This is a genomic window from Kovacikia sp. CALU 1929 (assembly GCF_056784235.1).
Genome location: NZ_JBXBCF010000058.1, coordinates 51,071 through 75,635, shown reverse-complemented (window position 1 = coordinate 75,635; position 24,565 = coordinate 51,071). Strand labels below are relative to the sequence as shown.

The window sequence follows — 24,565 nt, the reverse complement described above, 5'->3', positions numbered from 1 at the left end:
ACCTGTCGCAGGGTTTCACCCCCTTACCCCTTACTTAAACCCGACGTCGCTTGGGTGGACGGCAACCGTTATGGGGAATGGGAGTGACATCCCGAATCAGGGTAATTTCTAAACCTACCCCTTGAAGTGCACGAATTGCAGTTTCCCGTCCTGCACCCGGACCACTTACCATTACTTCAAGCTGACGCATCCCCTGATCAGTAGCCCGACGAGCCGCAGCTTCTGCCGCAGTCTGAGCAGCAAAGGGGGTTCCTTTCTTTGCCCCTTTAAAGCCACTAGATCCCGCCGAAGCCCAAGAGATGACCTCTCCATTGGTATCAGAGATGGTAACAATGGTGTTGTTGAAAGTGGACTGGATATAAGCCACTCCACTGGGCACGTTTTTTTTCTGCTTGCGTGCCCCAGTCTTTCTTGTCGGTTTTCCTGGAGGCATATTGTTTGGTTCTCTCTATGAATTAAGCTATCGATATTGATGAAGAAATTACAAACCAGGCTAATTGCTTGCCTCAACAAGCAGAATGCTTACAGATCTGCCGGAAGGAGTCTTCCTAAGCCAGACCAGTAAGCAACCCAGAAACTCAATTATTTCTTGCCAGGTGCTTTCTTCTTACCAGCGACGGTACGGCGACCGCCGCGGCGGGTTCGGGCATTAGTGCGAGTTCGTTGCCCACGAACCGGCAGACCCAGTCGATGACGCCGTCCACGATAGGTACCAATATCCATCAATCGCTTGATGTTCATCGCCTCCAGTCGTCTGAGGTCACCCTCGATCTGGTAATTTTCCTCGACCTCCGCCCGTAAGGCAGCGACATCTGCGTCACTCAAATCCTTGACACGAATATCAGGACTTACTCCTGTTGCCTTCAAAATTTCCTTAGACCGGGTCAGCCCGATTCCATAAATATAGGTCAGACCAATCTCGACACGCTTGTCTCGAGGCAGGTCTACTCCGGCAATCCTTGCCACGCTCTTCTCTCCCAGTTTCAGTTGTCGCTACAAGTTTGTGTCTTAATCCAATGGTTATCCAATGGGTAGAATGCAAATAAATGCAGTCAAAAAAACAGTCGAATCAATTACCTTGCTACCCCTGGCGTTGTTTATGCTTAGGGTTGGAGCAAATCACCATCACTCGCCCACGACGGCGAATGACGCGACATTTCTCACAAATTTTTCGGACAGATGCTCGAACCTTCATGCCTCATCTCGCCAGTATTACAAACACAACATTCTATCAATTTTTAATTTAATTTGTCAAATGAATCGTCAAAGTCTGACTTTGCTAAGGTTAGATTTAAGCCATCCAAGATTAGACAGCACCAGAATTACTTCTTATTACGCAGACGATAGGTAATTCGCCCCTTAGTCAGGTCATAGGGAGTCAGCTCAACTTTAACGCGATCGCCAGGAAGAATTTTAATGTAATTCCGGCGGATTTTACCTGAAATATGTGCCAGGACGTTAAAGCCATTATCCAGATCAACCCGGAACATCGCATTGGGAAGTGACTCGGTCACCGTTCCCTCCATTTCAATTAGGTCTTGCTTTGACAAACTGTTTTCCTCAATTCAACAAGCGCTTAGTGCTAGGAGCCAACCATGACAAATTATTACCCTTTGAGTCTAGATCATTTAAATGACAAGCTGCGTGTACAGGTTACCTGCAATTCGGAAGGATGAAACTTTGACTTTTGGCTGGAAGCCTATCCGAAAAGCCTTAACTACAAAAGCCAAAAGCCAATTAATCAACCCAGGCAGTCTCCGGCGGGCTTTTATACTAATTGCTTCAAATCTACTGTTACCTGCTCTGGGGGAACATTCCCATTAATAGAAACCAACTTTTTGCGGGACTGATAGAAAGCGATCAAAGGGGCTGTTTGTTCACGATAAACTTGCAAGCGTCGCCGAATCACTTCTTCCGTATCATCCTGCCTCCCCCGCCCCAGCAGTCTTGAGACGAGTATCTCATCAGGCACATCCAGATTAACAGCATGATTGTAGGGCTGGTTAATCTGTAACAATAAATCGTCCAGAAAAGTTGCTTGAGCCACCGTGCGGGGAAACCCATCCAAAATCCAGCCAGAGTGGGCGTCCGGCTGGCTCAGCCGCTCTCGCATCAGATCAATTACCAATTGGTCGGGAACTAATTCTCCAGCATCCATGAAGCCTTTAGCTTTAACTCCTAAAGTAGTCTTATGGGAAACGGCTTCCCGCAAGATATCACCTGTAGAAATATGGGGGATACTGCACAACTCTGCCAGCACTTTTGCTTGAGTTCCTTTGCCTGCTCCAGGTGCACCTAAAAAAATCAAACGTGCCACTATTGCTTTACCATCCCTTCGTAACGCTGAGAAATCACGTAAGTTTGGATTTGTTTAGCCGTGTCAATTGCCACCCCAACTAGAATCAGCAAAGAGGTCGCTCCCAATCCCTGAAATGTTCTGACGCGAGTGGCACTCTCAACTGCGGTGGGCACGATCGCCACCAATCCGAGAAAAATTGCGCCCAAGAACGTCAGTCGATTTAACACGCGCTCAATGTAATCACTGGTTGCCTTTCCAGGGCGAATACCCGGAATACTAGCGCCCATCTTCTTCAAGTTCTGGGACATATCGACCGGGTTGATGATCAGGGAAGCGTAAAAGTAACTGAAAAAGAGGATCAGGAGCAAGTAAAGCGCTACATAAGCCCAGGGAGTAGGACCATTAGGGCTAATGTAGGTAGCAACTCTAGCCACAGTTTCATTGCGTGTCACGGATGCCAGCGTTAGAGGCAGTACCAGAACGGCAGAAGCAAAGATAATCGGCATCACACCACCCTGGTTCAACCGCAGGGGTAGGTAACTGCTACGTTCCATGTACATACGCCGCCCTACCTGACGACGGGCTGAAATAATTGGAATCCGACGGGTGCCTTCCTGCACAAAGACAAGCCCGACAATCATGATGAGATAGACAATCAGCAGAATCACAACACCACCCACTATATTGCGATCGCCGCTTTGAGCTAGTTCAAACGTTTGCCCTAAAGATGTCGGTAGGGTAGAAACAATATTGACGAAAATCAGCAGAGAAGCACCATTGCCAATACCTCGCTCCGTAATCAGTTCACCGACCCACATAACAAACATTGCCCCAGCCGTCAACGCCAGAATCGTCTGTCCAATAAATAGAGGTCCCCAACCCTGAACAAAAGGTCGAACCCAGATGGCAATCCCAACACTTTGAATAATTGCCCAACCGAGCGCCACATAACGGGTAATTTGAGAAATCTTTCGACGTCCTGCTTCCCCCTCGTTCTTCTGCAAGTTTTCGAGAGAAGGAATCGCCGCAGTCAACAACTGCAAAATAATGGAAGCATTAATATAGGGCAAAATCCCAAGAGCAAAAATTCCCAAGGTCGAAAGCCCACCACCAGAAAAAATGTCCAAGAATCCCACTAGTGGACTGTTCGCAACGCTGGCTCTAAATGCTTCCCGATCAATACCGGGCAAAGGTAGAACCATGCCTAGACGAATCAAAATGAGCATTCCAACCGTGAGCAGGATACGCCCCCGCAGTCCAGCAGCTTGAGCCATCTGGGCAAAGGTTTCCTGCGCACTCGGGTTCTTATCTCGATTTTCGACCATGAAGGATTCCCTCTATGTATTGGCGCTTTTTTATATGGGTTTTCATACAATCACCCCTTTAGTAAAGGCTAAAAGGGATCTAGATGAATGGGGATCGCAGCAATAGAACCCAGAGGAACTTGATTATTCAGCACCTTCAAGTTCACACGTTCCTTTTGCTGCCTCAATCTTAGCGCGGGCAGACTTAGTGAATGCAGATGCCTTGACTGTTAAAGGGGTATCAATTTCCCCATTCCCCAGGATTTTTAGAGGACCATCATCGGCAGTCACGATTCCCGCTTCTAGAAGGGAAGTTAAAGTGACTTCAGTATTTGCCTCCAGAGATGCCAAATCTTCCACATTAACAATGGTGTACGCCACTCTGTTAATCAAGGGGAAGTGTTTTAGCTTAGGCAAACGACGATAAAGCGGCATTTGCCCACCTTCAAAGCCTGGACGAGTCGGGCGACCAGAGCGTGACTTTTGCCCTCGCATTCCAAAACCACAGCTTGCGCCCTGTCCTGCCGCAATTCCTCGACCTACCCGGCGGCGACGCCTCTTAGAACCTTCCTTTGGCAAAGCATCAATCAGTCTCATAAGTCATCCTCAGAAGTAGTGGTCAGTCATGTAGGTGGATCTGACAATTCATTAACCACTCGATTTTGTGTTGTACAGACACTAATCGGCTGTGGTCAATCCGCCTTTAAGCATAGAGATTTTCAATTGAAACCCCACGTTCTTCAGCCACCTCAGCGAAGGTACGCAATGTTTCTAAAGCGTTAACGGCGGCTCTCGCATTATTTAATGGGTTGCCAGAACCTAATTGCTTTGCCAAAATGTTGCGGACACCTGCCAGTTCAAGCACCGTTCGCACGGCTCCCCCAGCAATTACTCCAGTACCAGGAGCGGCGGGGCGCATCATCACTTTAGCACCACCACCAGAACCCGTTGCAGGATGGGGAATGGAGTTCGACTTGGTGAGAGGAACGTCAACCAGGTGCTTTTTACCATCCGCAACCCCTTTTTTGACGGCCCCAATAACATCGCTGGCTTTGCCAACCCCAACGCCAACTTGACCCCGCTCATTGCCGACAACCACGATCGCCCGGAAGCTGAGTTTTTTACCTCCCTTGACGACTTTGGTCACACGCCGGATCTGGACGACCCGCTCTTGCCAGTCGGTTTCTTTCTCGCGACTCTTGGTGTTTTTACGACCCTTTGCCATAGTTTCTCCAGATTATCGTTGTTAGTTATGGGTTGTTAGTCGTTAGTCTTCTAAAAACTAATCACTTAAAACTAACAACTGAATTAGAAATCGAGTCCTGCCTCACGAGCAGCATCTGCCAATGCCTTCACTCGACCGTGGAAAAGATTACCTCCCCGGTCAAACACAACTTGCTTAATCCCTTTCTCCAGCGATCTCTCTGCAATCAGCTTGCCAACTGCCGTAGAAGCTTCACAATTAGCGCCGGAATTCAAGTCAGACTTGATCGCCGCATCCAAGGTGGAAGCCGCCGTGATGGTGTGCTGTTTAGTATCGTCAATCAGTTGAACATAGATATGTTCATTGGAACGAAAGATCGCCAGCCGGGGACGCTCTGAGGTTCCAAATACTCGGCGACGTACACGATGATGCCGACGACGGGTTGATTCTTTACGACTTAACTTCATGACTACTTCTTACCTGCCTTACCAGCCTTACGTCTGACAATCTCGCCTGCGTAACGGATGCCCTTACCCTTATAAGGTTCGGGTGGGCGCACCGACCGAATCCGAGCAGCCGTGTTGCCAACAATTTCCTTATCAATACCACTGACAATCACATTGACGTTGTTTTCAACCGCAAATTGAACACCTTCGGGTGGCTCAAATTGAACCGGGTGGCTATACCCCATGTTAAGGGTCAAATTTTGCCCCTGTACCTGTGCTCGGTAACCAACCCCCTGGATTTCTAACCGTTTCTGAAATCCCTGGGACACCCCTTCAACCATGTTGGAAACCAGCGTGCGGCATAAACCATGACGTTGGCGGGCAACTCGAGACTCATCCCGGCGGGTAACTAAAAGGGTTTCACCCTCCTGAGACACCACCACCTCATCGGGTAATACCCTCGATAATTCACCTTTGGGACCCTTAACGACAACTGATTGTCCGTCAACAATTACGGTCACCTTACTGGGAATGCTGATGGGACGCTTGCCAATGCGAGACATAACGACTACTCCTACTCAAAACCGCTGTTGTTTAAGCCCGCCAAGGCTTGTAGCAACAAAATATCGAACACAAATGAGATGGTTTACCAGACGTAGCACAAAACCTCACCACCCAAACCATTACGACGGGCTTCACGATCCGTCATAATGCCACTAGAAGTTGAGATGATGGCAATCCCAATCCCTCCCAAAACTCGTGGTAAATCGCGACGGTTTGAATAAACTCGAAATCCTGGCTTACTAACGCGTTTCAGAGTGTTAATAATCGGACGTTTTCCCTTCCCTTTGTATTTCAGGGAAATCATCAGGTGACGCTGAACGCCTTCGCCCGCTTCTTCATAATCAATAATAAAACCTTCGTCCTTAAGGACTTTGGCAATACTACGGGTCATTTTGGTTGAGGGAACTTCGGTCGTCTGATGACGTGCCAAATTAGCGTTCCGAATCCGCGTCAGCATGTCTGCAATAGTGTCGTTTACCGCCATAGTTTTCCCTTAATAAAACCTGCTAGTTTTCCCGGAAGGGCATACCCATCTCTTTCAGCAGGGCGCGTCCCTCCTCATCGGTATTTGCAGTAGTGATGATAGAAATGTCCATGCCACGAATCTGGTCAATACTGTCGTAATCTACTTCTGGAAAAATCAGTTGCTCCCGAACGCCCAGGGTATAGTTTCCCCGCCCGTCAAAACTCTTGGGACTAATCCCCCGAAAGTCACGAATACGCGGTAGAGCCAAATTAACCAGACGATCTAGAAAGGCATACATCCGCTCGGCGCGCAGGGTCACCATAATCCCAACAGGCATACCCTGGCGGAGTTTAAAGCCAGCGATCGCTTTCTTAGCACGAGTCACAACGGGCTTTTGACCTGTAATAATGGCAATCTCAGCCAACGAAGCCTCTAACGCCTTAGCATTTTGAGATGCCTCTCCCAAACCCCGGTTAACGGTGATCTTCGTTAACTTTGGCACCTGGTGGACATTGGTATAGCTAAACTGCTCCATCAATTTGGGAACAATTTTTTCCTGGTAAAGTGTTTTAAGTCGTTCTGCCATAGTTTTGCTTCCTTTGAAACCCCTGGGCTTGGTCAGGGAATTAGTTGTTAGTGATTAGTTGTCAGTAGTTATAAATAACGGGCTAACAACTGGTTTCTCACAAACCTAGTCAATGATTTCTCCTGTCTTTTTCAGCATGCGGACTTTCCGTCCGTCTTCGGTGAAGGTATAACAGACGCGACTGGCAACCTTTTGCTTTTCGGAATAGAGCATCACGTTAGAACTGTGAATAGGAGCTTCACTCGTCACAATTTGACCCGTTTCGCCCTCCTGCTGAGGCTTGATATGCTTAGTGCGCATATTCACGCCTTTCACAATCACCGCACCTTCACTGGGGATTGCTCGGAGGATCTCACCAACTTTGCCCTTATCCCGACCAGCAATTACCTGAACGGTATCGCCCTTTTTCACATGCATCTTGAATCGGCTTGGAGCCGCTTTACTCTTAGCCATCACAATACCTCCGGTGCCAGAGAAACGATCTTGGTAAAGTTTTTTTCACGCAATTCACGTGCAACCGGACCAAAAACGCGGGTGCCTCTGGGATTGCCATCATTATTAATGATGACGGCTGCATTATCATCAAACCGAATACTCATCCCACTTTCGCGGCGCAAATTCTTGCGGGTCCGAACAACAACTGCCTTAACTACATCGGACTTTTTCACCGCCATATTGGGAATGGCATCCTTCACAACCGCGACAATGATGTCTCCCACCCCGGCATAGCGACGATTGCCACCGCCCAAAACGCGAATACACATCAGCTTGCGGGCACCGCTGTTGTCAGCGACATTCAAATAACTCTCTTGTTGAATCATGATTTTCTCCCACTAAGCCTAAGATGCGGTGGTATTGATGACTTCAGTAACCGTCCAGCGCTTGGTGCGGCTCAGAGGACGAGTCTCCTGAATGCGGACGCGATCGCCGACATGGCACTTGTTTCCTTCATCATGTGCCTTGTAGCGCTTGGTGCGCGCCACAATTTTGCCGTACTTGGGATGGGCAGCCCGGTTCTCTACTGCCACCACCACTGTTTTATCCATTTTGTCGCTGACTACTAAGCCAACTCTCTCTTTGACCGCCATATACTTACTCCGTCTCCGCAACCGAAACAGTGGATGCTAATTCCCGCTCCCGCTCAACCGTCATTAACTGCGCTAGGCGATGACGGTTATGTTTAAACTGGTGGGATTTTTCCAGTTGGCGAGTGCCCTTCTGAAACCGCAGTTGAAACAATTCGCGCTTAACCGCAACAATTTGCTCTTGCAGTTCTTCGTCACTCAAATTTCGAGCATCTTCAATCTTAGGAAGAGGCATAGTTTAGGACTCCTCCGACTCACGAGTGATAAATTTAGTTTTAATAGGCAACTTAAAAGATGCTAGCCGCATTGCTTCTTTAGCAGTCGCTTCGGGCACTCCGGCAATTTCAAACAAAATTCGACCGGGTTTTACAACCGCTACCCAGAACTCGGGCGCACCCTTACCAGAACCCATCCGGGTTTCAGCGGCACGCTGAGTGACGGGTTTGTCTGGGAAGATGCGAATCCAGATTTTCCCACCCCGACGGATGTATCGAGTCATGGCACGACGGCCAGCTTCAATCTGACGGGAAGTGATCCAGGAAGGCTCCATTGCCTGCAACCCAAAATCACCGAAATTGAGGGTGCTGCCACGGGTCGCCAAACCCCTCATCCGCCCACGCTGCTGCTTACGAAATTTTGTTCTTCTTGGACTTAACATGACTGTTTACCTAAAGGGATCAGGGGTCAAGGGTCAGGGATGAGGAATCAGTGCTTTCCTTTAGCCCTCAGCCTTTATCCTTCATTTGAGCGGTCTTCAAATTGCTGACGGCGGCGCTGTTGGCGGCGACGAGGCTGATTATTGGCTGGAGGAGGAGTTTCTTCCTGCCCTGGAATAATTTCGCCCTTAAAGATCCAAACCTTGATGCCAAGGGTACCGTAGATGGTTTTGGCAATCGTATAAGCGTAATCAATGTCTGCTCTGAGTGTGTGAAGAGGGACTCGACCCTCGCGTGTCCACTCAGGGCGAGCAATTTCAGCCCCATTCAGGCGACCGCTAACCTGAACTTTAATCCCTTCAACCCCAGCCCGTTGGGCACGCTGAATTGCCTGACGCACAACGCGACGGAAAGAAACCCGTCGTTCTAGCTGCTGAGCAATATATTCCGCAATCAAAGCGGCATCCGCATCGGGACGGGCAACTTCAACCACATTGATCCGAATCTGGCGATCGCCACCGCCCAATTCTTTTTGGAGGTCTGCCCGCAGAGACTCAATTCCCTGTCCACCCCGACCGACTACCACTCCGGGACGGGCGGTTCTTACTTCTAGGTCAATTTGGTCAGCCTTGCGCTCAATTCTCACCTCGGAGATACCAGCACTGCTGAGTTTTTTCTCCAGAAGCCGACGAATTTTATAGTCCTCTTGCAGGAGTTCTGGATAGCGTTTGGTATCACTGAACCAACGTGAGCGGTGCTCTTGAGTGATACCGAGGCGAAACCCAGTTGGATGAATCTTCTGTCCCACGAGTGCGTCCCCTTTAGCAGTAGTTTGGTGTATCGGTGGTTTGCATGATAATCAACGGGTTAATCCTCTTCCGCACCCGGAGCGACTGCGATCGTAATATGGCAGGTCGGCTTCCGAATTTGATAAGCCCGCCCCTGAGCACGGGGCCTATACCGTTTCAACGTGGGTCCCTGATCAGCATGAGCCTGGGAAATTAGCAGATCTGCTCGATCAAATCCTTGGTTATGTTCAGCATTGGCAGCCGCAGAACGGAGAACCTTTAGCACAGGCTCACAGGCACGGTAAGGCATAAATTCTAAAATAATCAGCGCTTCCCGATAGGAACGACCCCGAATTTGATCGAGAACGCGACGCACCTTATGAGGTGACATACGAATATAGCGGGCACTCGCCTTAACTTCAGTGGTGGTATCAACAGCCATCTCTTTACTCCTTGAGCTACTAGCAACCAGCTACTAGCCATGTGCTCCTATCGACGTGCTTTTTTATCCGATCCCGCATGACCTTTGAATGTCCGGGTGGGAGCGAACTCTCCCAACTTATGCCCTACCATCTGCTCAGACACATAAACCGGAACATGCTGACGACCATTGTGAACCGCAATTGTGTGACCAATCATCTGGGGCAGAATCGTAGAAGCCCGAGACCAGGTTTTGATCACTTGCTTGTCCCCTTTAACGTTGAGTGCCTCAATTTTCTTGAGTAAGTGGTCGGCAACAAATGGACCTTTCTTGAGTGAGCGCCCCATAGCTTTGATCTCCTATCAGTTATGACTCCCGTCCGCCCTTACCTCGCTTCGAGGATTTGCGGCGACGACGAACAATCAGTGCATTACTCAGCTTTTTCTTCTTACGAGTCTTGTAACCCAATGTCGGCTTACCCCAGGGAGTAACAGGCCCAGGACGACCGATGGGTGCCCTGCCTTCACCACCACCGTGGGGGTGATCCACTGGGTTCATCACGCTCCCCCGAACTTCTGGTCTCCGACCTTTCCAGCGCTTACGCCCCGCCTTCCCGTAAGTAGTGTTTCGCACATCTGCATTACCCACCTGACCGATGGTAGCGTAGCACTCCCGGCGAATCATACGGACTTCTCCAGAAGGCAACTTGAGGGTAACAAAATTACCTTCTTTAGCTGCCACCTGAGCGCTAGCACCAGCCGCCCGAACAACTTGTCCACCCTTACCCGGAACCAACTCAACGTTATGTACCACCGTACCGAGGGGAATGTTCCCTAGAGGCAACGCATTACCGACTTCAATCGGTGAATCGGGACCAGAACGGATGATAGTACCCACAGCTAAACCGGCGGGATGGAGAATATAACGCTTCTCGCCATCTTCGTAGTAAAGCAGGGAAATCCGAGCGTTACGATTGGGGTCATACTCGACCGAAGCCACTTTAGCTGGAACGTTATGCTTATCACGCCGGAAATCAATCATCCGGTAAAGGCGCTTATGTCCACCGCCACGATGACGACAGGTAATCACACCCCGGTTATTACGCCCCTTTGGACGGTGGCGTGACTTTGTGAGAGATTTCTCTGGCTTACTGCGAGTGACCTCAGAAAAATCTGAGACTGCCAGAGTGCGAGTTCCAGGAGTATTGGGTCGGTAAAAACGGATGCCCATAACAGTTAGCTCTAGAGGACTTTGTAAACTTGGAAAGCTTTAGGCTTGGTGGAAGACTTTTAAAAAGCCCAAAACGCTCTTACACTTCAGGGAACAGGGTAATAGAATCGCCTGCTGCCAGGGTAACGATCGCCCGTTTATAGAGAGGACGATGCCCCATAAATTTACCGACTCGACGACTTTTGCGGGGAGGATTTTGGGTTTTGACCGCTGTCACTTTGACATCAAACATAGACTCGACAGCCGCTTTAATCTCCGGTTTCGTTGCCTTGGGAGCCACCTCGAAGGTGTATTGGTTATTCTCCAGCAGGATAGTCGCCTTCTCCGTCACCATCGGCCGCCGGATCAGGTCGGCAAGGGAGCGGGGATCAAATTCAGTCACCGTAGACCTCCTGGATTTTCGCGATCGCAGATGTAGTTGCTACAATTTGATCCGCTGCCAGCAAATCGAAAATGTTCAAGTTAGCGGCAGAAATCAAGCGTAGATTTTCAATATTTCGGGCAGATAAATAAACCGTCTCGTCCCGCTCACCAAGAATAAGCAACACCTTAGATCCAGGAGCAATTCCCCAACCAGTCAGTGCTGCCACCATTTCTTTCGTCTTTGGACGAGGAAGCTTGTCAGCAAAGTCTTGAACCACAATCAAGTCATCTGCCCGACTTTCTAAAGCCGTCCGGAGTGCCAAACGCCGTTCTTTACGGTTCATCTTCAAACTGTAGTCTCTGGGCTTGGGACCAAAGATGACACCACCACCCCGCCACAGAGGGGAACGATTGGAACCCGCACGGGCACGTCCTGTACCTTTCTGTCGCCAAGGCTTACGTCCACCACCCCTTACTTCAGCTCGGGTTTTGGTGGAGACGGTTCCCTGACGTGCATTAGCCATTTGGCGCACGAGGGCACGGTGAACGATGTGAGCAGCATTGGCATCACTGGCGACTTTTAAATCGAGTGAAGCCGTCCCTGCCTCGTTCCCCTGCCAATCCTTAACAACACAATCAATCATAGATTTATTTATTCCTGTCTCTCAGATGCTCCAAGGCTCTTTCTATCAGGCACTCCTAACCAAGACTCGGCAGAACACCTTTACTTATTGCCTACTTTCTTAGCAGGCACCACGTTCACCAAGGCACCCGGCTTACCAGGAACAGCGCCCTTAATCAGCAGTAGGTTGCGCTCGGTATCCACTCGAAACACAGTTAGCTTGCGAATCGTGGTTTGAGTTCCACCCAACCGCCCTGCCATTTTCTTACCTGGATAGACACGTCCAGGAGTGGTTCCTGCCCCAGTGGAACCAGGTAAACGATGGTTTTTAGAGCCATGCGCCATAGGCCCGCGCTTAAAGTTATGGCGTTTTTGGTAGCCAGCAAAACCGCGACCAATGCTGGTGCCAATCACATCAACCGTTTGACCTGGAGAGAACGCATCTACTACGATCTGCTGACCTGTTTCATACTGGCTAGCATCTTCCAGCCGATACTCACATAGATGGCGGAGGGGAGCAGATCCCGACTTCGCTAGATGCCCCAACTCTGGCTTGTTCAAAGCTTTCTGGGATACTTCGCCATAGCCAACCTGAACGGCAGAGTAACCATCGGTCTGCGCCGTCTTGACTTGAGTAACTGCGCATGGTCCCGCTTGAATGACTGTTACAGGAATGGCTTTTCCTGTCTCGTCAAACACTTGGGTCATGCCAAGCTTGGTGCCGAGAATTCCGACAGACACGATGTGGACTCCCTTTTCTACACACTAGAACTGAACAAGGCAATAACCTAAGACGGCTAATTCCTTGCTCTGCAATACATTCTCAGACCAGTAAAATCCGACAGATGAACTGAAAAACAGCCAATCTGCCAAAAAGCTTCCCTGAAAATAATCAGCTATTCAGAAGCCGAGCCGCGAATCTGAGCGTTGTACAGACCTACATCCTGTCAGGACTTGAGCAGCAAACTACCCAGTATCCCTTTCACAGGAGCAAATTCTTAATGAAACCAGATAATGTCCAGTCTCGTACCGAAGCGCTCTGCAACCAAAATTTAGGCGGCAGTTATCTAATATAGAGTAGATTACTCAACTTTGTCTAGCTTTTCAAAAATTTTGTTCGTTTGACTTCGAATTGCACTCGTCAAATTGCACTCGTTGAATCAGCCTGGGTCGGGTTAAGACACCCTGGGAAGGTTTGAACGGTTGAGGATTTTAACTAGCAGTTTCGACCATCCTTAAACCTAACTAAACTAAAGAGTAGGAGCTATGACTGGACAGAATGGGATTTTTCTTGAAACAAAATTTAGTCAGGAAGTTGGAAATACGTGAATAGATAGCCTTCCAGATCCAATCATTTGGGATTAAACTTCATACAAGGGTGTCGTGGGAGGGCAATCTCACGAGAGAAAATGCCTCAAGCGAAAAGGCATATCTCTTATTCACCATTTTCTGATGAAGTTTAGTGTAAGCAGTTCACTATAAAAAGGGACACTATGGCACTCATCGCGACTGGTGGCCAATTGATTCGTGATCTGGAAACCTATGGATCCCTGGGGATATATGCGCCACTGGAAGGTGGGTTTGAGGGACGTTATCAGCGGCGAATTCGGGCAGCAGGTTATGTATCTCAAACAATTACGGCGCGGGGGCTGGGTGACCTGGCGATGTACCTGACGGGAGTTCATGGGGTACGTCCACCTCATTTAGGCAAGAAAAGTGGCACTACCTCTGGGGCTGCGGTAGGGTACCGATATTTCATACCGCCGATCGTGACTTATGGCGTGGAACATCTGCCTTCCAGGGCTAAAGGGCTGCTGCTGTGGATTATTGAAGGACAGGTTTTATCAAGCCAGGAGCTTGAGTATCTGGTGAGTTTGCCCACTGTGGAGCCACGGGTGAAAGTGGTAGTGGAATTGGGAGGCGATCGCGTCTTCCGTTGGACTCCGCTTAAACAAGCCGTTTCTGCTTAAAGCTTGAGAATCCTCTGAAGCTATCAGCCTATAGCGAGAGCTTCTGTCGTGGGAAGAATTCAGGGGTCAGAAGCCAGGATTCAGTTTCTTCTTGACTTCTAGCTTCTACATTTCTTCTTTACGAAGCTTTCCAAGCTTAAGTCACAGCCCACTTCTGGTTCATAGCTGTTTCCACTGTTGTTCAGGCGATTGCTCAACAATGGCGGGATCAATAGTCCTTTTCTAGTGTGAAACTGGAAATGGATTCGATGGAACTCGAAAACATTTCGCTGAATGCCTCGTCATTTTTGATTAAGGGCATTAGCATGAAAGGGTGATTGAACTGTACTATCCTTTGCGTTCCCTAAGGGAGGGACACTGGTTCAAACTTATTTGCGGAGCCAGCTTCCAACACCTCCCTGCCATTCGGAATCTTGTTTTAGCATATGCTCTGGCTGGGGCTGATTGTATTGATGTCGCCGCTGATCCAGCCGTAATATCGAGTGCCAAAACGGCCCTAGCTATCGCTCCTGCAATGGCAGATGAAGCTCGTCAACGGGGATTTGGCTACCAGGGGATGCCCTGGTTGATGGTGAGCTTTAATGATGGAGACGATCCCCACTTTCGCAAGGCAGAGTTTAGCCCAGAAAGTTGCCCTGCTGATTGCTTACGACCCTGCGAGAGGATTTGTCCAGCTCAGGCAATTGATAGCTTGGGAGTAATCAGCGATCGCTGCTATGGTTGTGGTCGTTGTTTACCCGTTTGCCCAATTCAACAAATCAGGACTCGCTCCTATGTATCAACTCCCTCTGAGATAGCTCCCCTGGTCTTAGAAACCGGAGTTGATGCAATTGAAATTCATACCCAGGTGGGACGGTTAGAGGATTTTCGGCGACTGTGGGGGGCGATCAATCCCTGGATCGGTAGCCTAAAGCTTGTTGCTATTAGCTGTCCCGATGGTGACGGCTTGGTTGAATACCTGCGGGCACTCTACGAATTAATGGCACCTTTGCCCTGTGCGCTGATCTGGCAAACCGATGGACGTCCCATGAGTGGAGACATTGGGATTGGTACCACCAGAGCCACCGTCAAGCTTGGGCAAAAGGTACTTGCCGCAGGATTACCAGGATACGTTCAGCTTGCAGGGGGCACCAATCAGCATACGGTTCCCAAACTGCGTTCCCTTGGACTACTGAATGAACAGAAAGAACTTCCTGTGGTTTCATCGACAGCAGTTTCTCTCTCCTCAATTGCAGGAATTGCCTATGGTAGTTATGCTCGAACGCTGCTAATACCCATCTTGAACCAACTGGAAGCGATAGAAGTAGAACCACTTTCATCCCACTTAACACTTCCGTTAAACCGTATGCAACCGCCTCAGCGAAGAGGGGATGGTTTTGCATATCCATTGCCTTCCGCCACTTACTTAAATTCTCAGCCTCTCCGTTTGGAAGAAGTTCCTGAGCTTCTCTGGCAAGCAGTTGAGCTTGCGGATTCCCTCGTCTCTCCACTGAAGTCAGCCTTTATTCACCAGCATGATATTCACCAACACGCTATTAGCCAGCCAATTTCCTTGGAGTCCTTAAAATGAGCATCCTTGAAAATGAGCCATTATTTGTTGCCAAATAACATCTACGTCTAGTCCGTTTTAACTCCGCTTTAACCACTCAGTGATCGGAAAAATGGCTAAATCAGACATTTCTCATCCGTTTGGTAAACAGACTGAATCTGAGATTCAAGCACAACTATCAGATTCAGCCTCCCAGCGCCAGGATGCTTCATCGGATTCCTCAGAGACTATTTCTACTCACCATAACAACACTTTTTATACCAGCATGCAAATTACGGATGACTTAGATAAGTTGCTGGAAATTTTACCGGAACCCATTCACAGCCGTCTTGTTCAGCATCCGAGCAAGAGTGTTTTGATTGAAGTCGTGATGGATCTCGGTCGCCGCCCAGAAGCTCGGTTCCCCGGTAAGGCAGAATACCTTTCAGAAGTTCCAGTTTCCCAGAATGACTTGAATGATTGCATTGCCAGAGTGGGTGATTTTGGTGGCGATAACCGGGCTGGAATTGAACGCACCCTGCACCGGATCAGCGCCATTCGCAATCGTCGGGGTGACATTATTGGGCTAACCTGCCGGGTTGGGCGTGCCATTTTTGGCACGATTGGAATGATTCGTGACCTAGTAGAAAGTGGTAAATCCATCTTGATGTTGGGTCGTCCAGGTGTGGGTAAGACGACAGCCCTGCGAGAAATTGCGCGGGTTTTAGCCGATGAACTGGAAAAACGGGTCGTCATTATTGACACCTCCAATGAAATTGCGGGCGATGGAGATGTGCCGCATCCCGCGATCGGGCGTGCCCGTCGGATGCAGGTTTCCCGTCCAGAGTTTCAGCACCAGGTCATGATTGAGGCAGTGGAAAACCATATGCCAGAAGTAATCGTGATTGATGAGATTGGCACAGAGTTGGAGGCACTTGCTGCTCGCACGATCGCCGAACGAGGGGTGCAACTGGTTGGGACTGCCCACGGCAACCGCCTGGAGAATCTGATCAAAAACCCCACTCTTTCTGATCTGATTGGTGGCATTCAGTCCGTTACCCTGGGCGATGAAGAAGCCAGGCGGCGTGGCAGTCAGAAAAGTGTATTGGAGCGTAAAGCTCCACCCACGTTTGATATCGCCGTGGAGATGCTGGAGCGTCAACGCTGGGTCGTACATGAGCATGTAGCAGAAACGATTGACAGTTTATTGCGAGGTCGTTTGCCCAACCCGCAGGTCCGAACTGTCAGTGAAACTGGCAAAGTCATTATTACCCATGAGTTATCCAGTGAAGCGCCAGAAGCCTCTACCCAGGGTCGCCCTGCCCGTAGTCCATTTAGCCAGTTCGGTAGTTTAGACCAGTTGTTGGACGATCGCTCAACTCCAGGGCAGGGACGCAGCAAAGGGCGCGGCTGGCGTTCTTCTGGACAGATGCGTCCCCTTCCTTCCCAAGTTCAAACAGAGTCACCTTCTGAACACCAACAGTTTGAGCGCCTGCTGAATGAATCCTTACAAAGTACCTATGGCACCATTAGCGAAGTCCCAACGGCTCAGACTGAGGGCATTCGCCAGGATGAGTTTGGGGAATCCAGACGGGAACATAGTCCAGAAGGGGAAGAGCTTCTCTACGTCTACCCCTATGGAGTCAGCCGTCACCAGTTAGACCAGGTCATTCGTACCCTGAGTCTGCCCGTGATTTTGACCAAAGATATCGATAATGCAGATTCGGTGCTGGCATTGCGATCGCACGTCAAAAACCACTCCAAACTGCGCCACATCGCCAAAGCCCGCCAGGTACCCATTCATACCATCAAAGCCAGTACTATCCCTCAAATTGCCCACGGACTCCGGCGAATGCTGAATATGGATGACCCCGCCATTCCCGATGCCAGCAATCTTAGCCTGTTTATGCGAAATGGCAATGATGATGAAATTGAGGCTCTAGAAGAAGCTCGCCTTGCCGTTGAACAGATTGTCATCCCCAAAGGGCAACCCGTCGAATTACTACCCCGTTCCGCTGATGTCCGCCGGATGCAGCATGAACTGGTCGAGCACTATCACCTCAAATCCCGTAGCTTTGGAGAAGAACCCAACCGACGATTAAGGATTTACCCAGCGTGAAAGGGATGAGGAGTGAGGAGTTTTGAGTTGAGAATGATTACTCACGACTGACCAGTCATTGCTTTCTTTTCCTAACAACACAACCACTCCTGACTCATCCACCCATCCACTTATCCCCCTTTAGCCTTCATCCTTCACACTCTCCCCTTGCCCCATGCTTCCATTCATTCGGTCGGACTTGGCTCAACTAAAAGCGTATACTCCCCATACAGAAGAAACCTTGAGTCCTGATCAAAAGTCAGTTCAGCTTGATCATCTGGATACCAATGAAAGCCCTTTCGACCTGCCGGAGGATCTGAAGCAAAAGCTGGCATGGACTTACCAGCACAGGATTAAAGCGAATCGCTATCCGGATGGGGGATATCTGGCACTAAAACGGGCGATCGCGGACTATGTGAATGAATCTGCCGGTCTTTCATCTCATCATCCATTCAATCTAACCCACATTTCCGTTGGAAATGGTTCAGATGAAATAATCCGCTCAGTCCTAATTGCAACCTGTCTTCAGGGAGAAGGTTCTATTCTAGTCGCGGAACCCACCTTCTCGATGTATGCCATTCTGGCGAGGACACTGGGAATTCCGGTGGTGGCGGTAGGGCGATCGCCCGCCAATTTTGAAATTGACTTGCAAACCGCCCAAACCGCCCTTTCTCAACCGCAAAATCCAGCCGTTCGTGTAGTTTTTGTCGTTCACCCTAACTCCCCTACAGGCAACGCGCTGACAGAAGCAGAAATTGCCTGGTTGAAAACCTTACCAGAGCAAATTCTGGTCGTGATTGATGAGGCTTATTTTGAATTTAGCCAAAGGACCCTTGCGACAGAATTGCTCCAGCGACCTAACTGGATCATTCTGCGAACCTTCTCCAAAGCTTTTCGTCTTGCAACCCATCGGGTTGGCTATGCGATCGCCCATCTAGATCTTATTGCGGTTCTAGAAAAAGTCCGTCTCCCCTACAACCTGCCTGCCTTTTCTCAACTCGCCGCCCTTACTGCGCTGGCTCACCGCCAGGATCTCTTGCAAGCTATCCCCGTAATTTTGGAGCAGCGAGAACAGGTCACTCAAGCTCTGGTAAACCATCCTGCCCTCACGGTCTGGACGAGCTACGCCAACTTTGTTTACCTGCGCGGAAAGCCAGAAATCCCCAACATCGACAGTCTACTCAAAGAAATTCACCAGCAACTCAAATCTCAGGGAACCCTGGTTCGCCATATTAATGGCGGATTGAGGATTACCATCGGTAGTCTCAATGAGAACACAAGAATGTTAACCCGACTTCTGAAAGCCTTGACTGCTATCGGCTCTTAATCCTCCTGAATTCACCGATTACGCTACTCCGGATAAGCTACATTTTCACCCTGATGTCAAGGTTTTCAGGGTTGCGGCGCATGATTCTGACAGTTTGGGGAAGCACTCCAACCAATAATGCAAACGCCTCATCTGGCAACTCAGCCACCGTTTCAGGACCAAAATAATTCTCAAACTGATTCAAAATCATCTGTGCCCGTTGTAGGGGAATGGGATTATCGGTTAATTGCTGAGTTAACCGAATCCACTGTCGTCGGATCAGGTAACCTTTCTGGCGCTCTTCCTGAGAATCAGGAAAAACGAGGGAAAGATCGCCGACGGGAATCACCCGTGAACAATCAATATCAAAAAAACTGCCAACCGCTGCCCCTGGACCGGCAAATTCGGCATGAAACCGCTTATAGATAATCAGCCCATTCCGCCTGCGACTATTTACCACAAGCAACTGACCACTATTCAACTGGGTCAAAATGTCGGAGTCATTTGGATGTTCAATCAGCTCTTGACGGACATTCAGGCTTTCATCTCTCATATGGCTGAAGACCTGGAAGTACTAGCAAAGAGAGCACGGTAGAGGTAAAACTTACAAGTTTTGGCAACGCCATCATGACTCCACACAATTCGACCCTCTATCCCAAGTTAACCCGTTCTTTCTAGTCTGCACCAGGACTAATCCTTGCGAACTCCAACATGAACCAGCAGCGTGAAAATGTACAGGTCACACGTAAAACAAAGCTTTTACTTTAATCAGGCTGATATAAACCAAACAACCATTAATTTCCCATCCCTTATTTTAAGGCATGCATCAATCTCAACTTGGTTCAAAAAGTGAGGAAACCTTGAAGCTCCCGGTCAAATTTGTAGGTTGGCTTAAAGGACAGATAAAGATTACCTTATATTGCCCAGATTGTACGAACCAGCATCAAATATTTCGCCTTTGCGATCGCTCATATTCCTACCGGGACTAGGGAACCTATGCACAAAAGCCTTGCAATCTCTAGACCAATGCGTGAGTAAGACCTGACCCAAGCTGCTTGTGCAGCAAAATCCGGCGGGGTTGCCTCAATAACCAGCTACACCAGAATGGATCTGACTGTTTCAACCCATAATTAGCTTTGAGATACAGTTGCTTAGCTGGATAGTTATCTTCTAAAACATGCAGGTAAAGATCCTGAAATCCCTGATTCAGCACAATTTCCTCACAGGCATTCAGTAGCTTTTGAGCAACTCCCTGCCTGCGATAATTTGGTTGCACCGCTAAGTTAGACAGGTACGGATAAGGAACATTGCGAATTTGGAAAGGATAAACTGAACGAAGGGCAACCTCAACGGTTCCTACAATCGAGGCATGGGAAGTTGATGGAGAGACTACCGCGACCAGGCAAATGTAGTCTGTTGGATCCGGCGATCGCAGTCTTAAACGCAAATCCTCATACATTCCCATTCGCATAATGGGAAAAAACCAGCGCATCATTCCTGTCCGCGAGTGAAAACTCTCTGAAAGAACCTCAACCAGTTCCGAAAGATCTCTGGGTTGGGCAGGACGGATCACAAAATTAGACGGCTCAAAAGCAAGCCCGTCAGATGAACGTAAACTATTCCAGGAAGAAGAAAAAGTGCCCACAGATTCCAAACGCTCAAATAGCAGTTACTCCATGAAACCAAGGCAATGGAGCTTAAAAAAGCACTTATCAAGGATAGCCGCTTGCATCGACAAACGACCAGAGCATTGACCAAAGCCTATTCATGGAGTAACAAAACTACACCTGGTTGATTGACGATCAATGTCAATCAACCGCTAAACCATCTACTTGCCAATCCGGGGAGGTTCCCGAAAGGCGATCGCAAAGAAAAGAATACCAATGGCTACTGCAAGGATAAAGATGTACGCAACGCTTTCCATATCAAAAATTCCTGTTTATTCATTCAACATCCACTGACCAGGCAAAAGCAGAGAAAGGGATTTACAAACCTACACCAGAGTTTTCCAGTGATAATGTTGTAAACCCCTCCCTACAGAATTCAAAAGTTAGTGCTAGATAGGCTCTGCGCGACGAGTGGATTTGTCACCCACCTTCTGGTAAAAGCCCCACTCCACCTGCTCCTCTGAAAGCTCTGGATCAATCCCGGCAAACACGTCGCGGAAAATTGTGCGCGTACCGTGCCAGATATGACCAAAGAAGAAAAGCAATGCAAATACAGCATGACCAAAGGTAAACCATCCTCTTGGACTGGTGCGGAAAACACCATCAGACTTCAAGGTTTCCCGATCAAACTCAAAAGGCTCACCCAATTGAGCAGCACGAGCATAACGCTTGACAGCTCCGGGGTCTTTGAACGTTTGACCATCCAAAGCACCTCCGTAGAAGCTAGCGGTGACACCATTCTGCTCGAAGCTGTACTTAGACTCTGCCTTACGGAATGGAATATCAGCCCGAACAACACCATCTTTGTCGGTCAATACAACAGGAAAGTTCTCAAAGAAGTTCGGCAGGCGACGAACATAAAGAACTCTACCTTCTTTATCTTTGAAAACTGGATGCCCTAGCCACTCTTGGGCAATCCCATCACCCTTATTCATCTGACCAGTGCGAAATAAACCGCCCTTAGCAGGACTGTTTCCGACATAGTCATAGAAAGCCAGCTTCTCAGGAATGGCTGAATAAGCTGCTGAGAGTGATGCTCCATCAGCAACATCTGCTTGAACACGACGCTCAATCTCTTGCTGGAAATACCCGCTATCCCACTGATACCGGGTGGGTCCAAACAGTTCAATTGGAGTTGCCGCGCTACCGTACCACATCGTACCGGCTACGACAAAAGCTGCAAAGAATACCGCAGCAATACTGCTGGACAGTACTGTTTCAATATTTCCCATCCGCAGAGCTTTATATAGCCGTTCCGGTGGACGAACACTCAAATGGAATAAACCAGCAATGATACCTACAATTCCAGCGGCAATATGGTGAGCAACAATTCCACCTGGGTTGAATGGGTTAAACCCAGAAGGTCCCCACTCAGGAGCAACAGGCTGAATGCTGCCAGTCAAGCCATAAGGGTCTGAAACCCACATGCCAGGACCGTATAAGCCGGTCAAATGGAAGGCACCAAATCCAAAACACAGAAGACCCGAAAGAAATAAATGAATTCCAAACATCTTCGGCAGATCGAGGGCAGGTTCTCCTGTCCGTGGATCCTGGAAAAGCTCCAGATCCCAGTAGACCCAGTGCCACACGGCAGCCAAAAACAAAAGCCCCGAAAGAATAATATGAGCGGCTGCCACTCCCTCAAAAGACCAAAAACCCGGGTTGGCTCCAGACTCTCCAGTGACGCTCCACCCTCCCCATGATCCTGTGATACCCAGACGTGCCATAAAGGGCAACACAAACATGCCCTGACGCCACATCGGGTTCAAAACCGGGTCACTTGGGTCAAAAATCGCCAGTTCGTACAGCGCCATTGAACCCGCCCACCCTGCCACTAAGGCAGTGTGCATCAGGTGGGTCGCGATCAACCGCCCCGGATCATTGATCAGGACGGTATGTACTCGATACCAGGGTAGCCCCATCGACTACGCTCCTCCTTTGACTAGCTCTAGTTCAACGCTTTCTTAAGCATTTTATTAAAGCGACGGACATTGGTAAATCTACCAGATCCGAGGCTCCTTCAACCGTCAACTCCTCAATATGGTCTACAAAATCCACCTTTGTTCAGAGTGGGGTAGCCATTTGGCAATAGATTGATGAAAATGAAAGTGTATATAGAAGTGTAAACAGTGTGAGAGGCTAATGCAAGCAATTTGTCATCTTGTAGAACGGTCTAGTAAAAGAATGACCAGATTCTATGGCTCTGGGGCAGCAGCGAACCGCCGCTTACATAAATTGACAATTAGCTCTTGACAAATCAGCCAGTCTCACATATCCGATCTAAACCCACCTCAGGAATGATAATGATGACCGCTAAAAGTCAGGAGAAGACCACTGGGAACCCCACAATGACTACCATCAAATTTTTGAAGGAAAATCAGGAACTTGTCGTTGCCGATGGAGCAAACCTAAGGCTCAAGGCACTTGAAAACAGAATCGACCTTTACACGCTGACAGGCAAAATGATGAACTGTGGCGGCTACGGTCAATGTGGCACTTGCATTGTTGAAGTGACCGAGGGCATAGACAACCTATCTCCCCGGACTGAGGTTGAGAACCGTAAGTTGAAGAAAAAACCTGAGAACTACCGATTAGCTTGTCAGACTCTCGTTCATGGCTCAGTTAGCATTAAAACAAAGCCCTGACCTGTTTCAGACTGGTTTCCAACCAAGCCTTCAAGTTAGGTTGTAGGTATCACTGTAAAGGTGTACCCACAGTGGTATTCTAAGTATGTTGACGCTGAGGTTGTCTACAGGCAGGTTTTATGCAAGTCAATGATCTGGGCTTTATAGCAAGCATTTTATTCGTTCTGGTTCCGTCCGTTTTTCTGCTGATTCTTTACATTCAGACAGCAAGTCGTCAAGCAAACAAGGATTCTTAAAAGCTTATCCAACAAACTGCCTGGGTTTAGTTTTTGGCTTTGGCGGTTAAGGCTTGTCGAATAAGCTTGAGGGAAAGCTGCTTGATTTTCAAATACTGTACTGAGCGTCGGAAGCATTGCTTCCGACGCTTTACTATTTGAGAGCCTTACGAGTCATTACGGTGAGGAAGAATGGTAGTTGTTTGGCAATGCCACCATTCCATCAATCGCTTCAGATGCCTGTAAGTTTGCTAGTAAAGCTTGTAGTTTCATCCGGTAGATGTAGGGCCATCCTCCCGTTGCCTCAATATCTCTAAGTAAACTGTAGAGAGCCTGCCGGTTATCAGGCAGAGACTCCTGAAACAGACTATCTCGGATATCCTGATGGAGTCTTTCTAAGGTTCGTAGTAACGCCAACAGCGCCAGACTATCTCCTCGCTGCGATTTTGCCAGAGCTTGAACGGTTTCAGCCAGCACTTGCAGTTGGGATTCCAGCCGTTGGGATTCCAAAGGTTGTGTACTTAAGCGATCGTGGTCACTCATTCAGGAAGTCCTTGACAACACCTAAAATTTAATTTACCGGGAGACTTTAGCTATGGCAGCCGTCTTCACCATAAAATCCTCTAGTCTTTACATTACTGCCTTTAGAATTCACCGATACAGAAGTGGAATTAGTCGAGTTTGCAGAAGCAATCCATTGCCTGGAAATCTAAAGTTAAGCATGAAACTTTGCATAGGGTTACAAATACTCAGGTTCTCGCCTGAATGACAACGAGATTAGACGCTAACTTTCTGAGAAAGGACATTCCTGCTAACTTAACATTTTGATACTTTGCAGGTTCCCCGTTAAGGTTCTTCCCGATTCATAAAGAGGTCAATTTCTTACCCAAAACAAGGGAATGGCAACATTGCCGTGTAGAATGCTTTATGAAACGTTTGTTAAATCATTCCGGGAATCACAAGAGAACATTAGTCAGGTGGGGGACGTGGTTTAGCGGGTCTTTCGTCTGTAGGGTATTGCCTGAACGCAACCAGTGTTTAGGTACATTTAAAGCTTCCGAACGCAATAATTTTCTTTTATTGAAGGGTAGGCTTTCGCTCT

The 24,565-nt window shown here is 48.6% G+C and carries 35 protein-coding genes; 6 read left to right on the top strand and 29 right to left on the bottom strand.

Annotation, left to right across the window (positions count from 1 at the left end; translation table 11 throughout):
* Positions 1-34: 34 nt before the first annotated feature.
* The 24 genes from rpsK to rplC all read right to left on the bottom strand — a co-directional run bounded on the left by rpsK (position 35) and on the right by rplC (position 12,775).
* Complete coding sequence (gene rpsK, locus AC1S52_RS07575; protein WP_482028413.1) at positions 35-433, bottom strand: 30S ribosomal protein S11; 399 nt, start codon at positions 431-433, stop codon at positions 35-37.
* A 149-nt stretch (positions 434-582) separates the two neighbouring features.
* Positions 583-966 carry a 30S ribosomal protein S13 gene (gene rpsM / locus AC1S52_RS07570; RefSeq protein WP_482028412.1) on the bottom strand — a complete coding sequence of 128 codons (384 nt, stop codon included), beginning with the start codon at positions 964-966 and terminating at the stop codon, positions 583-585.
* Between the two features lie 115 nt (positions 967-1,081).
* Positions 1,082-1,195, bottom strand: coding sequence for a 50S ribosomal protein L36 (gene rpmJ / locus AC1S52_RS07565; RefSeq protein WP_071782548.1), 114 nt, complete (start codon positions 1,193-1,195; stop codon positions 1,082-1,084).
* A gap of 127 nt (positions 1,196-1,322) precedes the next feature.
* Complete coding sequence (gene infA, locus AC1S52_RS07560) at positions 1,323-1,550, bottom strand: translation initiation factor IF-1 (RefSeq protein ID WP_009767978.1); 228 nt, start codon at positions 1,548-1,550, stop codon at positions 1,323-1,325.
* Between the two features lie 218 nt (positions 1,551-1,768).
* Positions 1,769-2,317 carry an adenylate kinase gene (locus AC1S52_RS07555; RefSeq protein ID WP_482028411.1) on the bottom strand — a complete coding sequence of 183 codons (549 nt, stop codon included), beginning with the start codon at positions 2,315-2,317 and terminating at the stop codon, positions 1,769-1,771.
* The gene (gene secY / locus AC1S52_RS07550) at positions 2,317-3,624 is read right to left on the bottom strand and encodes a preprotein translocase subunit SecY (protein WP_482028410.1); all 1,308 of its coding nucleotides are present in this window, start codon (positions 3,622-3,624) and stop codon (positions 2,317-2,319) included. The genes AC1S52_RS07555 and secY overlap by 1 nt, the downstream gene beginning before the upstream one ends.
* Before the next feature lie 123 nt (positions 3,625-3,747).
* Positions 3,748-4,200, bottom strand: coding sequence for a 50S ribosomal protein L15 (gene rplO, locus AC1S52_RS07545; protein WP_482028409.1), 453 nt, complete (start codon positions 4,198-4,200; stop codon positions 3,748-3,750).
* A gap of 106 nt (positions 4,201-4,306) precedes the next feature.
* Positions 4,307-4,828 (bottom strand): 30S ribosomal protein S5, encoded by a 522-nt coding sequence (gene rpsE / locus AC1S52_RS07540; RefSeq protein ID WP_482028408.1) that lies wholly within the window; start codon positions 4,826-4,828, stop codon positions 4,307-4,309.
* An 83-nt stretch (positions 4,829-4,911) separates the two neighbouring features.
* Entirely contained in the window at positions 4,912-5,274 is a 363-nt protein-coding gene (gene rplR / locus AC1S52_RS07535) for a 50S ribosomal protein L18 (RefSeq protein WP_482028407.1), read from the bottom strand.
* A gap of 2 nt (positions 5,275-5,276) precedes the next feature.
* Positions 5,277-5,816, bottom strand: coding sequence for a 50S ribosomal protein L6 (rplF, locus tag AC1S52_RS07530; RefSeq protein WP_482028406.1), 540 nt, complete (start codon positions 5,814-5,816; stop codon positions 5,277-5,279).
* Between the two features lie 83 nt (positions 5,817-5,899).
* On the bottom strand, positions 5,900-6,301 hold the full coding sequence (rpsH, locus tag AC1S52_RS07525; protein WP_482028405.1) for a 30S ribosomal protein S8: 402 nt from the start codon (positions 6,299-6,301) through the stop codon (positions 5,900-5,902).
* Positions 6,302-6,323: 22 nt separating this feature from the next.
* On the bottom strand, positions 6,324-6,869 hold the full coding sequence (gene rplE, locus AC1S52_RS07520; RefSeq protein ID WP_482028404.1) for a 50S ribosomal protein L5: 546 nt from the start codon (positions 6,867-6,869) through the stop codon (positions 6,324-6,326).
* A 105-nt stretch (positions 6,870-6,974) separates the two neighbouring features.
* The gene (rplX, locus tag AC1S52_RS07515; protein ID WP_482028403.1) at positions 6,975-7,322 is read right to left on the bottom strand and encodes a 50S ribosomal protein L24; all 348 of its coding nucleotides are present in this window, start codon (positions 7,320-7,322) and stop codon (positions 6,975-6,977) included.
* The gene (gene rplN, locus AC1S52_RS07510; RefSeq protein WP_482028402.1) at positions 7,322-7,690 is read right to left on the bottom strand and encodes a 50S ribosomal protein L14; all 369 of its coding nucleotides are present in this window, start codon (positions 7,688-7,690) and stop codon (positions 7,322-7,324) included. The genes rplX and rplN overlap by 1 nt, the downstream gene beginning before the upstream one ends.
* A gap of 18 nt (positions 7,691-7,708) precedes the next feature.
* On the bottom strand, positions 7,709-7,957 hold the full coding sequence (rpsQ, locus tag AC1S52_RS07505; RefSeq protein WP_482028401.1) for a 30S ribosomal protein S17: 249 nt from the start codon (positions 7,955-7,957) through the stop codon (positions 7,709-7,711).
* 4 nt (positions 7,958-7,961) lie between these two features.
* Positions 7,962-8,189, bottom strand: coding sequence for a 50S ribosomal protein L29 (rpmC, locus tag AC1S52_RS07500; RefSeq protein WP_482028400.1), 228 nt, complete (start codon positions 8,187-8,189; stop codon positions 7,962-7,964).
* A 3-nt stretch (positions 8,190-8,192) separates the two neighbouring features.
* Entirely contained in the window at positions 8,193-8,612 is a 420-nt protein-coding gene (gene rplP / locus AC1S52_RS07495) for a 50S ribosomal protein L16 (protein ID WP_482028399.1), read from the bottom strand.
* A gap of 74 nt (positions 8,613-8,686) precedes the next feature.
* Positions 8,687-9,418, bottom strand: coding sequence for a 30S ribosomal protein S3 (gene rpsC, locus AC1S52_RS07490; RefSeq protein WP_482028398.1), 732 nt, complete (start codon positions 9,416-9,418; stop codon positions 8,687-8,689).
* Between the two features lie 59 nt (positions 9,419-9,477).
* A complete protein-coding gene (gene rplV / locus AC1S52_RS07485; protein ID WP_482028397.1) occupies positions 9,478-9,840 on the bottom strand; it encodes a 50S ribosomal protein L22 in 363 nt (120 codons plus the stop codon).
* 47 nt (positions 9,841-9,887) lie between these two features.
* On the bottom strand, positions 9,888-10,166 hold the full coding sequence (rpsS, locus tag AC1S52_RS07480) for a 30S ribosomal protein S19 (protein WP_482028396.1): 279 nt from the start codon (positions 10,164-10,166) through the stop codon (positions 9,888-9,890).
* A gap of 19 nt (positions 10,167-10,185) precedes the next feature.
* Positions 10,186-11,049: a 50S ribosomal protein L2 gene (gene rplB, locus AC1S52_RS07475; protein ID WP_482028395.1), complete on the bottom strand. Its 864-nt coding sequence runs from the start codon at positions 11,047-11,049 to the stop codon at positions 10,186-10,188.
* Positions 11,050-11,128: 79 nt separating this feature from the next.
* A complete protein-coding gene (locus tag AC1S52_RS07470; RefSeq protein WP_482028394.1) occupies positions 11,129-11,431 on the bottom strand; it encodes a 50S ribosomal protein L23 in 303 nt (100 codons plus the stop codon).
* Entirely contained in the window at positions 11,424-12,056 is a 633-nt protein-coding gene (rplD, locus tag AC1S52_RS07465) for a 50S ribosomal protein L4 (protein WP_482028393.1), read from the bottom strand. Before rplD ends, AC1S52_RS07470 begins: the two co-directional genes overlap by 8 nt.
* A gap of 80 nt (positions 12,057-12,136) precedes the next feature.
* Entirely contained in the window at positions 12,137-12,775 is a 639-nt protein-coding gene (gene rplC / locus AC1S52_RS07460) for a 50S ribosomal protein L3 (RefSeq protein ID WP_482028392.1), read from the bottom strand.
* 752 nt (positions 12,776-13,527) lie between these two features.
* Here rplC and ndhN point away from each other — a divergent pair.
* The 4 genes from ndhN to AC1S52_RS07440 all read left to right on the top strand — a co-directional run bounded on the left by ndhN (position 13,528) and on the right by AC1S52_RS07440 (position 18,957).
* Positions 13,528-14,004 carry an NAD(P)H-quinone oxidoreductase subunit N gene (gene ndhN / locus AC1S52_RS07455; protein ID WP_482028391.1) on the top strand — a complete coding sequence of 159 codons (477 nt, stop codon included), beginning with the start codon at positions 13,528-13,530 and terminating at the stop codon, positions 14,002-14,004.
* A gap of 313 nt (positions 14,005-14,317) precedes the next feature.
* Positions 14,318-15,574 carry a circadian clock protein LdpA gene (gene ldpA, locus AC1S52_RS07450; RefSeq protein WP_482028390.1) on the top strand — a complete coding sequence of 419 codons (1,257 nt, stop codon included), beginning with the start codon at positions 14,318-14,320 and terminating at the stop codon, positions 15,572-15,574.
* A gap of 244 nt (positions 15,575-15,818) precedes the next feature.
* Positions 15,819-17,651: a R3H domain-containing nucleic acid-binding protein gene (locus AC1S52_RS07445; protein ID WP_482028500.1), complete on the top strand. Its 1,833-nt coding sequence runs from the start codon at positions 15,819-15,821 to the stop codon at positions 17,649-17,651.
* Between the two features lie 154 nt (positions 17,652-17,805).
* Positions 17,806-18,957, top strand: a complete 1,152-nt coding sequence (locus AC1S52_RS07440; RefSeq protein ID WP_482028389.1) for a histidinol-phosphate transaminase — start codon at positions 17,806-17,808, stop codon at positions 18,955-18,957.
* A gap of 37 nt (positions 18,958-18,994) precedes the next feature.
* On the opposite strand, the gene AC1S52_RS07435 is transcribed toward AC1S52_RS07440, so the two are convergent.
* From AC1S52_RS07435 to psbB, 4 genes are all read right to left on the bottom strand, one after another.
* The gene (locus AC1S52_RS07435) at positions 18,995-19,489 is read right to left on the bottom strand and encodes a hypothetical protein (protein WP_482028388.1); all 495 of its coding nucleotides are present in this window, start codon (positions 19,487-19,489) and stop codon (positions 18,995-18,997) included.
* Between the two features lie 465 nt (positions 19,490-19,954).
* Positions 19,955-20,581, bottom strand: a complete 627-nt coding sequence (locus tag AC1S52_RS07430) for an N-acetyltransferase family protein (RefSeq protein ID WP_482028387.1) — start codon at positions 20,579-20,581, stop codon at positions 19,955-19,957.
* Between the two features lie 183 nt (positions 20,582-20,764).
* Positions 20,765-20,860, bottom strand: coding sequence for a photosystem II reaction center protein T (locus AC1S52_RS07425; protein ID WP_482028386.1), 96 nt, complete (start codon positions 20,858-20,860; stop codon positions 20,765-20,767).
* Positions 20,861-20,992: 132 nt separating this feature from the next.
* Complete coding sequence (gene psbB / locus AC1S52_RS07420; RefSeq protein WP_482028385.1) at positions 20,993-22,525, bottom strand: photosystem II chlorophyll-binding protein CP47; 1,533 nt, start codon at positions 22,523-22,525, stop codon at positions 20,993-20,995.
* A gap of 426 nt (positions 22,526-22,951) precedes the next feature.
* Here psbB and AC1S52_RS07415 point away from each other — a divergent pair, with 426 nt between their 5' ends.
* Entirely contained in the window at positions 22,952-23,248 is a 297-nt protein-coding gene (locus AC1S52_RS07415) for a 2Fe-2S iron-sulfur cluster-binding protein (RefSeq protein ID WP_482028384.1), read from the top strand.
* A 119-nt stretch (positions 23,249-23,367) separates the two neighbouring features.
* Positions 23,368-23,484 carry a photosystem II reaction center protein PsbM gene (psbM, locus tag AC1S52_RS07410; RefSeq protein ID WP_223046530.1) on the top strand — a complete coding sequence of 39 codons (117 nt, stop codon included), beginning with the start codon at positions 23,368-23,370 and terminating at the stop codon, positions 23,482-23,484.
* A gap of 156 nt (positions 23,485-23,640) precedes the next feature.
* Here psbM and AC1S52_RS07405 read toward each other — a convergent pair whose 3' ends face one another.
* Positions 23,641-24,006, bottom strand: coding sequence for a hypothetical protein (locus AC1S52_RS07405; RefSeq protein ID WP_482028383.1), 366 nt, complete (start codon positions 24,004-24,006; stop codon positions 23,641-23,643).
* Positions 24,007-24,565: the final 559 nt, after the last annotated feature.

What these genes read in the sequence shown, in the direction of transcription:
- rpsK (WP_482028413.1), bottom strand. Translation starts at nt 433, where the DNA reads ATGCCTCCAGGAAAACCGACAAGAAAGACTGGGGCACGCAAGCAGAAA.
- rpmJ (WP_071782548.1), bottom strand. Translation starts at nt 1,195, where the DNA reads ATGAAGGTTCGAGCATCTGTCCGAAAAATTTGTGAGAAATGTCGCGTC.
- secY (WP_482028410.1), bottom strand. Translation starts at nt 3,624, where the DNA reads ATGGTCGAAAATCGAGATAAGAACCCGAGTGCGCAGGAAACCTTTGCC.
- rplO (WP_482028409.1), bottom strand. Translation starts at nt 4,200, where the DNA reads ATGAGACTGATTGATGCTTTGCCAAAGGAAGGTTCTAAGAGGCGTCGC.
- rpsE (WP_482028408.1), bottom strand. Translation starts at nt 4,828, where the DNA reads ATGGCAAAGGGTCGTAAAAACACCAAGAGTCGCGAGAAAGAAACCGAC.
- rplR (WP_482028407.1), bottom strand. Translation starts at nt 5,274, where the DNA reads ATGAAGTTAAGTCGTAAAGAATCAACCCGTCGTCGGCATCATCGTGTA.
- rplF (WP_482028406.1), bottom strand. Translation starts at nt 5,816, where the DNA reads ATGTCTCGCATTGGCAAGCGTCCCATCAGCATTCCCAGTAAGGTGACC.
- rpsH (WP_482028405.1), bottom strand. Translation starts at nt 6,301, where the DNA reads ATGGCGGTAAACGACACTATTGCAGACATGCTGACGCGGATTCGGAAC.
- rplE (WP_482028404.1), bottom strand. Translation starts at nt 6,869, where the DNA reads ATGGCAGAACGACTTAAAACACTTTACCAGGAAAAAATTGTTCCCAAA.
- rplX (WP_482028403.1), bottom strand. Translation starts at nt 7,322, where the DNA reads ATGGCTAAGAGTAAAGCGGCTCCAAGCCGATTCAAGATGCATGTGAAA.
- rplN (WP_482028402.1), bottom strand. Translation starts at nt 7,690, where the DNA reads ATGATTCAACAAGAGAGTTATTTGAATGTCGCTGACAACAGCGGTGCC.
- rpsQ (WP_482028401.1), bottom strand. Translation starts at nt 7,957, where the DNA reads ATGGCGGTCAAAGAGAGAGTTGGCTTAGTAGTCAGCGACAAAATGGAT.
- rpmC (WP_482028400.1), bottom strand. Translation starts at nt 8,189, where the DNA reads ATGCCTCTTCCTAAGATTGAAGATGCTCGAAATTTGAGTGACGAAGAA.
- rplP (WP_482028399.1), bottom strand. Translation starts at nt 8,612, where the DNA reads ATGTTAAGTCCAAGAAGAACAAAATTTCGTAAGCAGCAGCGTGGGCGG.
- rplV (WP_482028397.1), bottom strand. Translation starts at nt 9,840, where the DNA reads ATGGCTGTTGATACCACCACTGAAGTTAAGGCGAGTGCCCGCTATATT.
- rpsS (WP_482028396.1), bottom strand. Translation starts at nt 10,166, where the DNA reads ATGGGGCGCTCACTCAAGAAAGGTCCATTTGTTGCCGACCACTTACTC.
- rplB (WP_482028395.1), bottom strand. Translation starts at nt 11,049, where the DNA reads ATGGGCATCCGTTTTTACCGACCCAATACTCCTGGAACTCGCACTCTG.
- rplD (WP_482028393.1), bottom strand. Translation starts at nt 12,056, where the DNA reads ATGATTGATTGTGTTGTTAAGGATTGGCAGGGGAACGAGGCAGGGACG.
- ndhN (WP_482028391.1), top strand. Translation starts at nt 13,528, where the DNA reads ATGGCACTCATCGCGACTGGTGGCCAATTGATTCGTGATCTGGAAACC.
- AC1S52_RS07445 (WP_482028500.1), top strand. Translation starts at nt 15,819, where the DNA reads ATGCAAATTACGGATGACTTAGATAAGTTGCTGGAAATTTTACCGGAA.
- AC1S52_RS07440 (WP_482028389.1), top strand. Translation starts at nt 17,806, where the DNA reads ATGCTTCCATTCATTCGGTCGGACTTGGCTCAACTAAAAGCGTATACT.
- AC1S52_RS07435 (WP_482028388.1), bottom strand. Translation starts at nt 19,489, where the DNA reads ATGAGAGATGAAAGCCTGAATGTCCGTCAAGAGCTGATTGAACATCCA.
- AC1S52_RS07425 (WP_482028386.1), bottom strand. Translation starts at nt 20,860, where the DNA reads ATGGAAAGCGTTGCGTACATCTTTATCCTTGCAGTAGCCATTGGTATT.
- psbB (WP_482028385.1), bottom strand. Translation starts at nt 22,525, where the DNA reads ATGGGGCTACCCTGGTATCGAGTACATACCGTCCTGATCAATGATCCG.
- AC1S52_RS07415 (WP_482028384.1), top strand. Translation starts at nt 22,952, where the DNA reads ATGACTACCATCAAATTTTTGAAGGAAAATCAGGAACTTGTCGTTGCC.
- psbM (WP_223046530.1), top strand. Translation starts at nt 23,368, where the DNA reads ATGCAAGTCAATGATCTGGGCTTTATAGCAAGCATTTTATTCGTTCTG.
- AC1S52_RS07405 (WP_482028383.1), bottom strand. Translation starts at nt 24,006, where the DNA reads ATGAGTGACCACGATCGCTTAAGTACACAACCTTTGGAATCCCAACGG.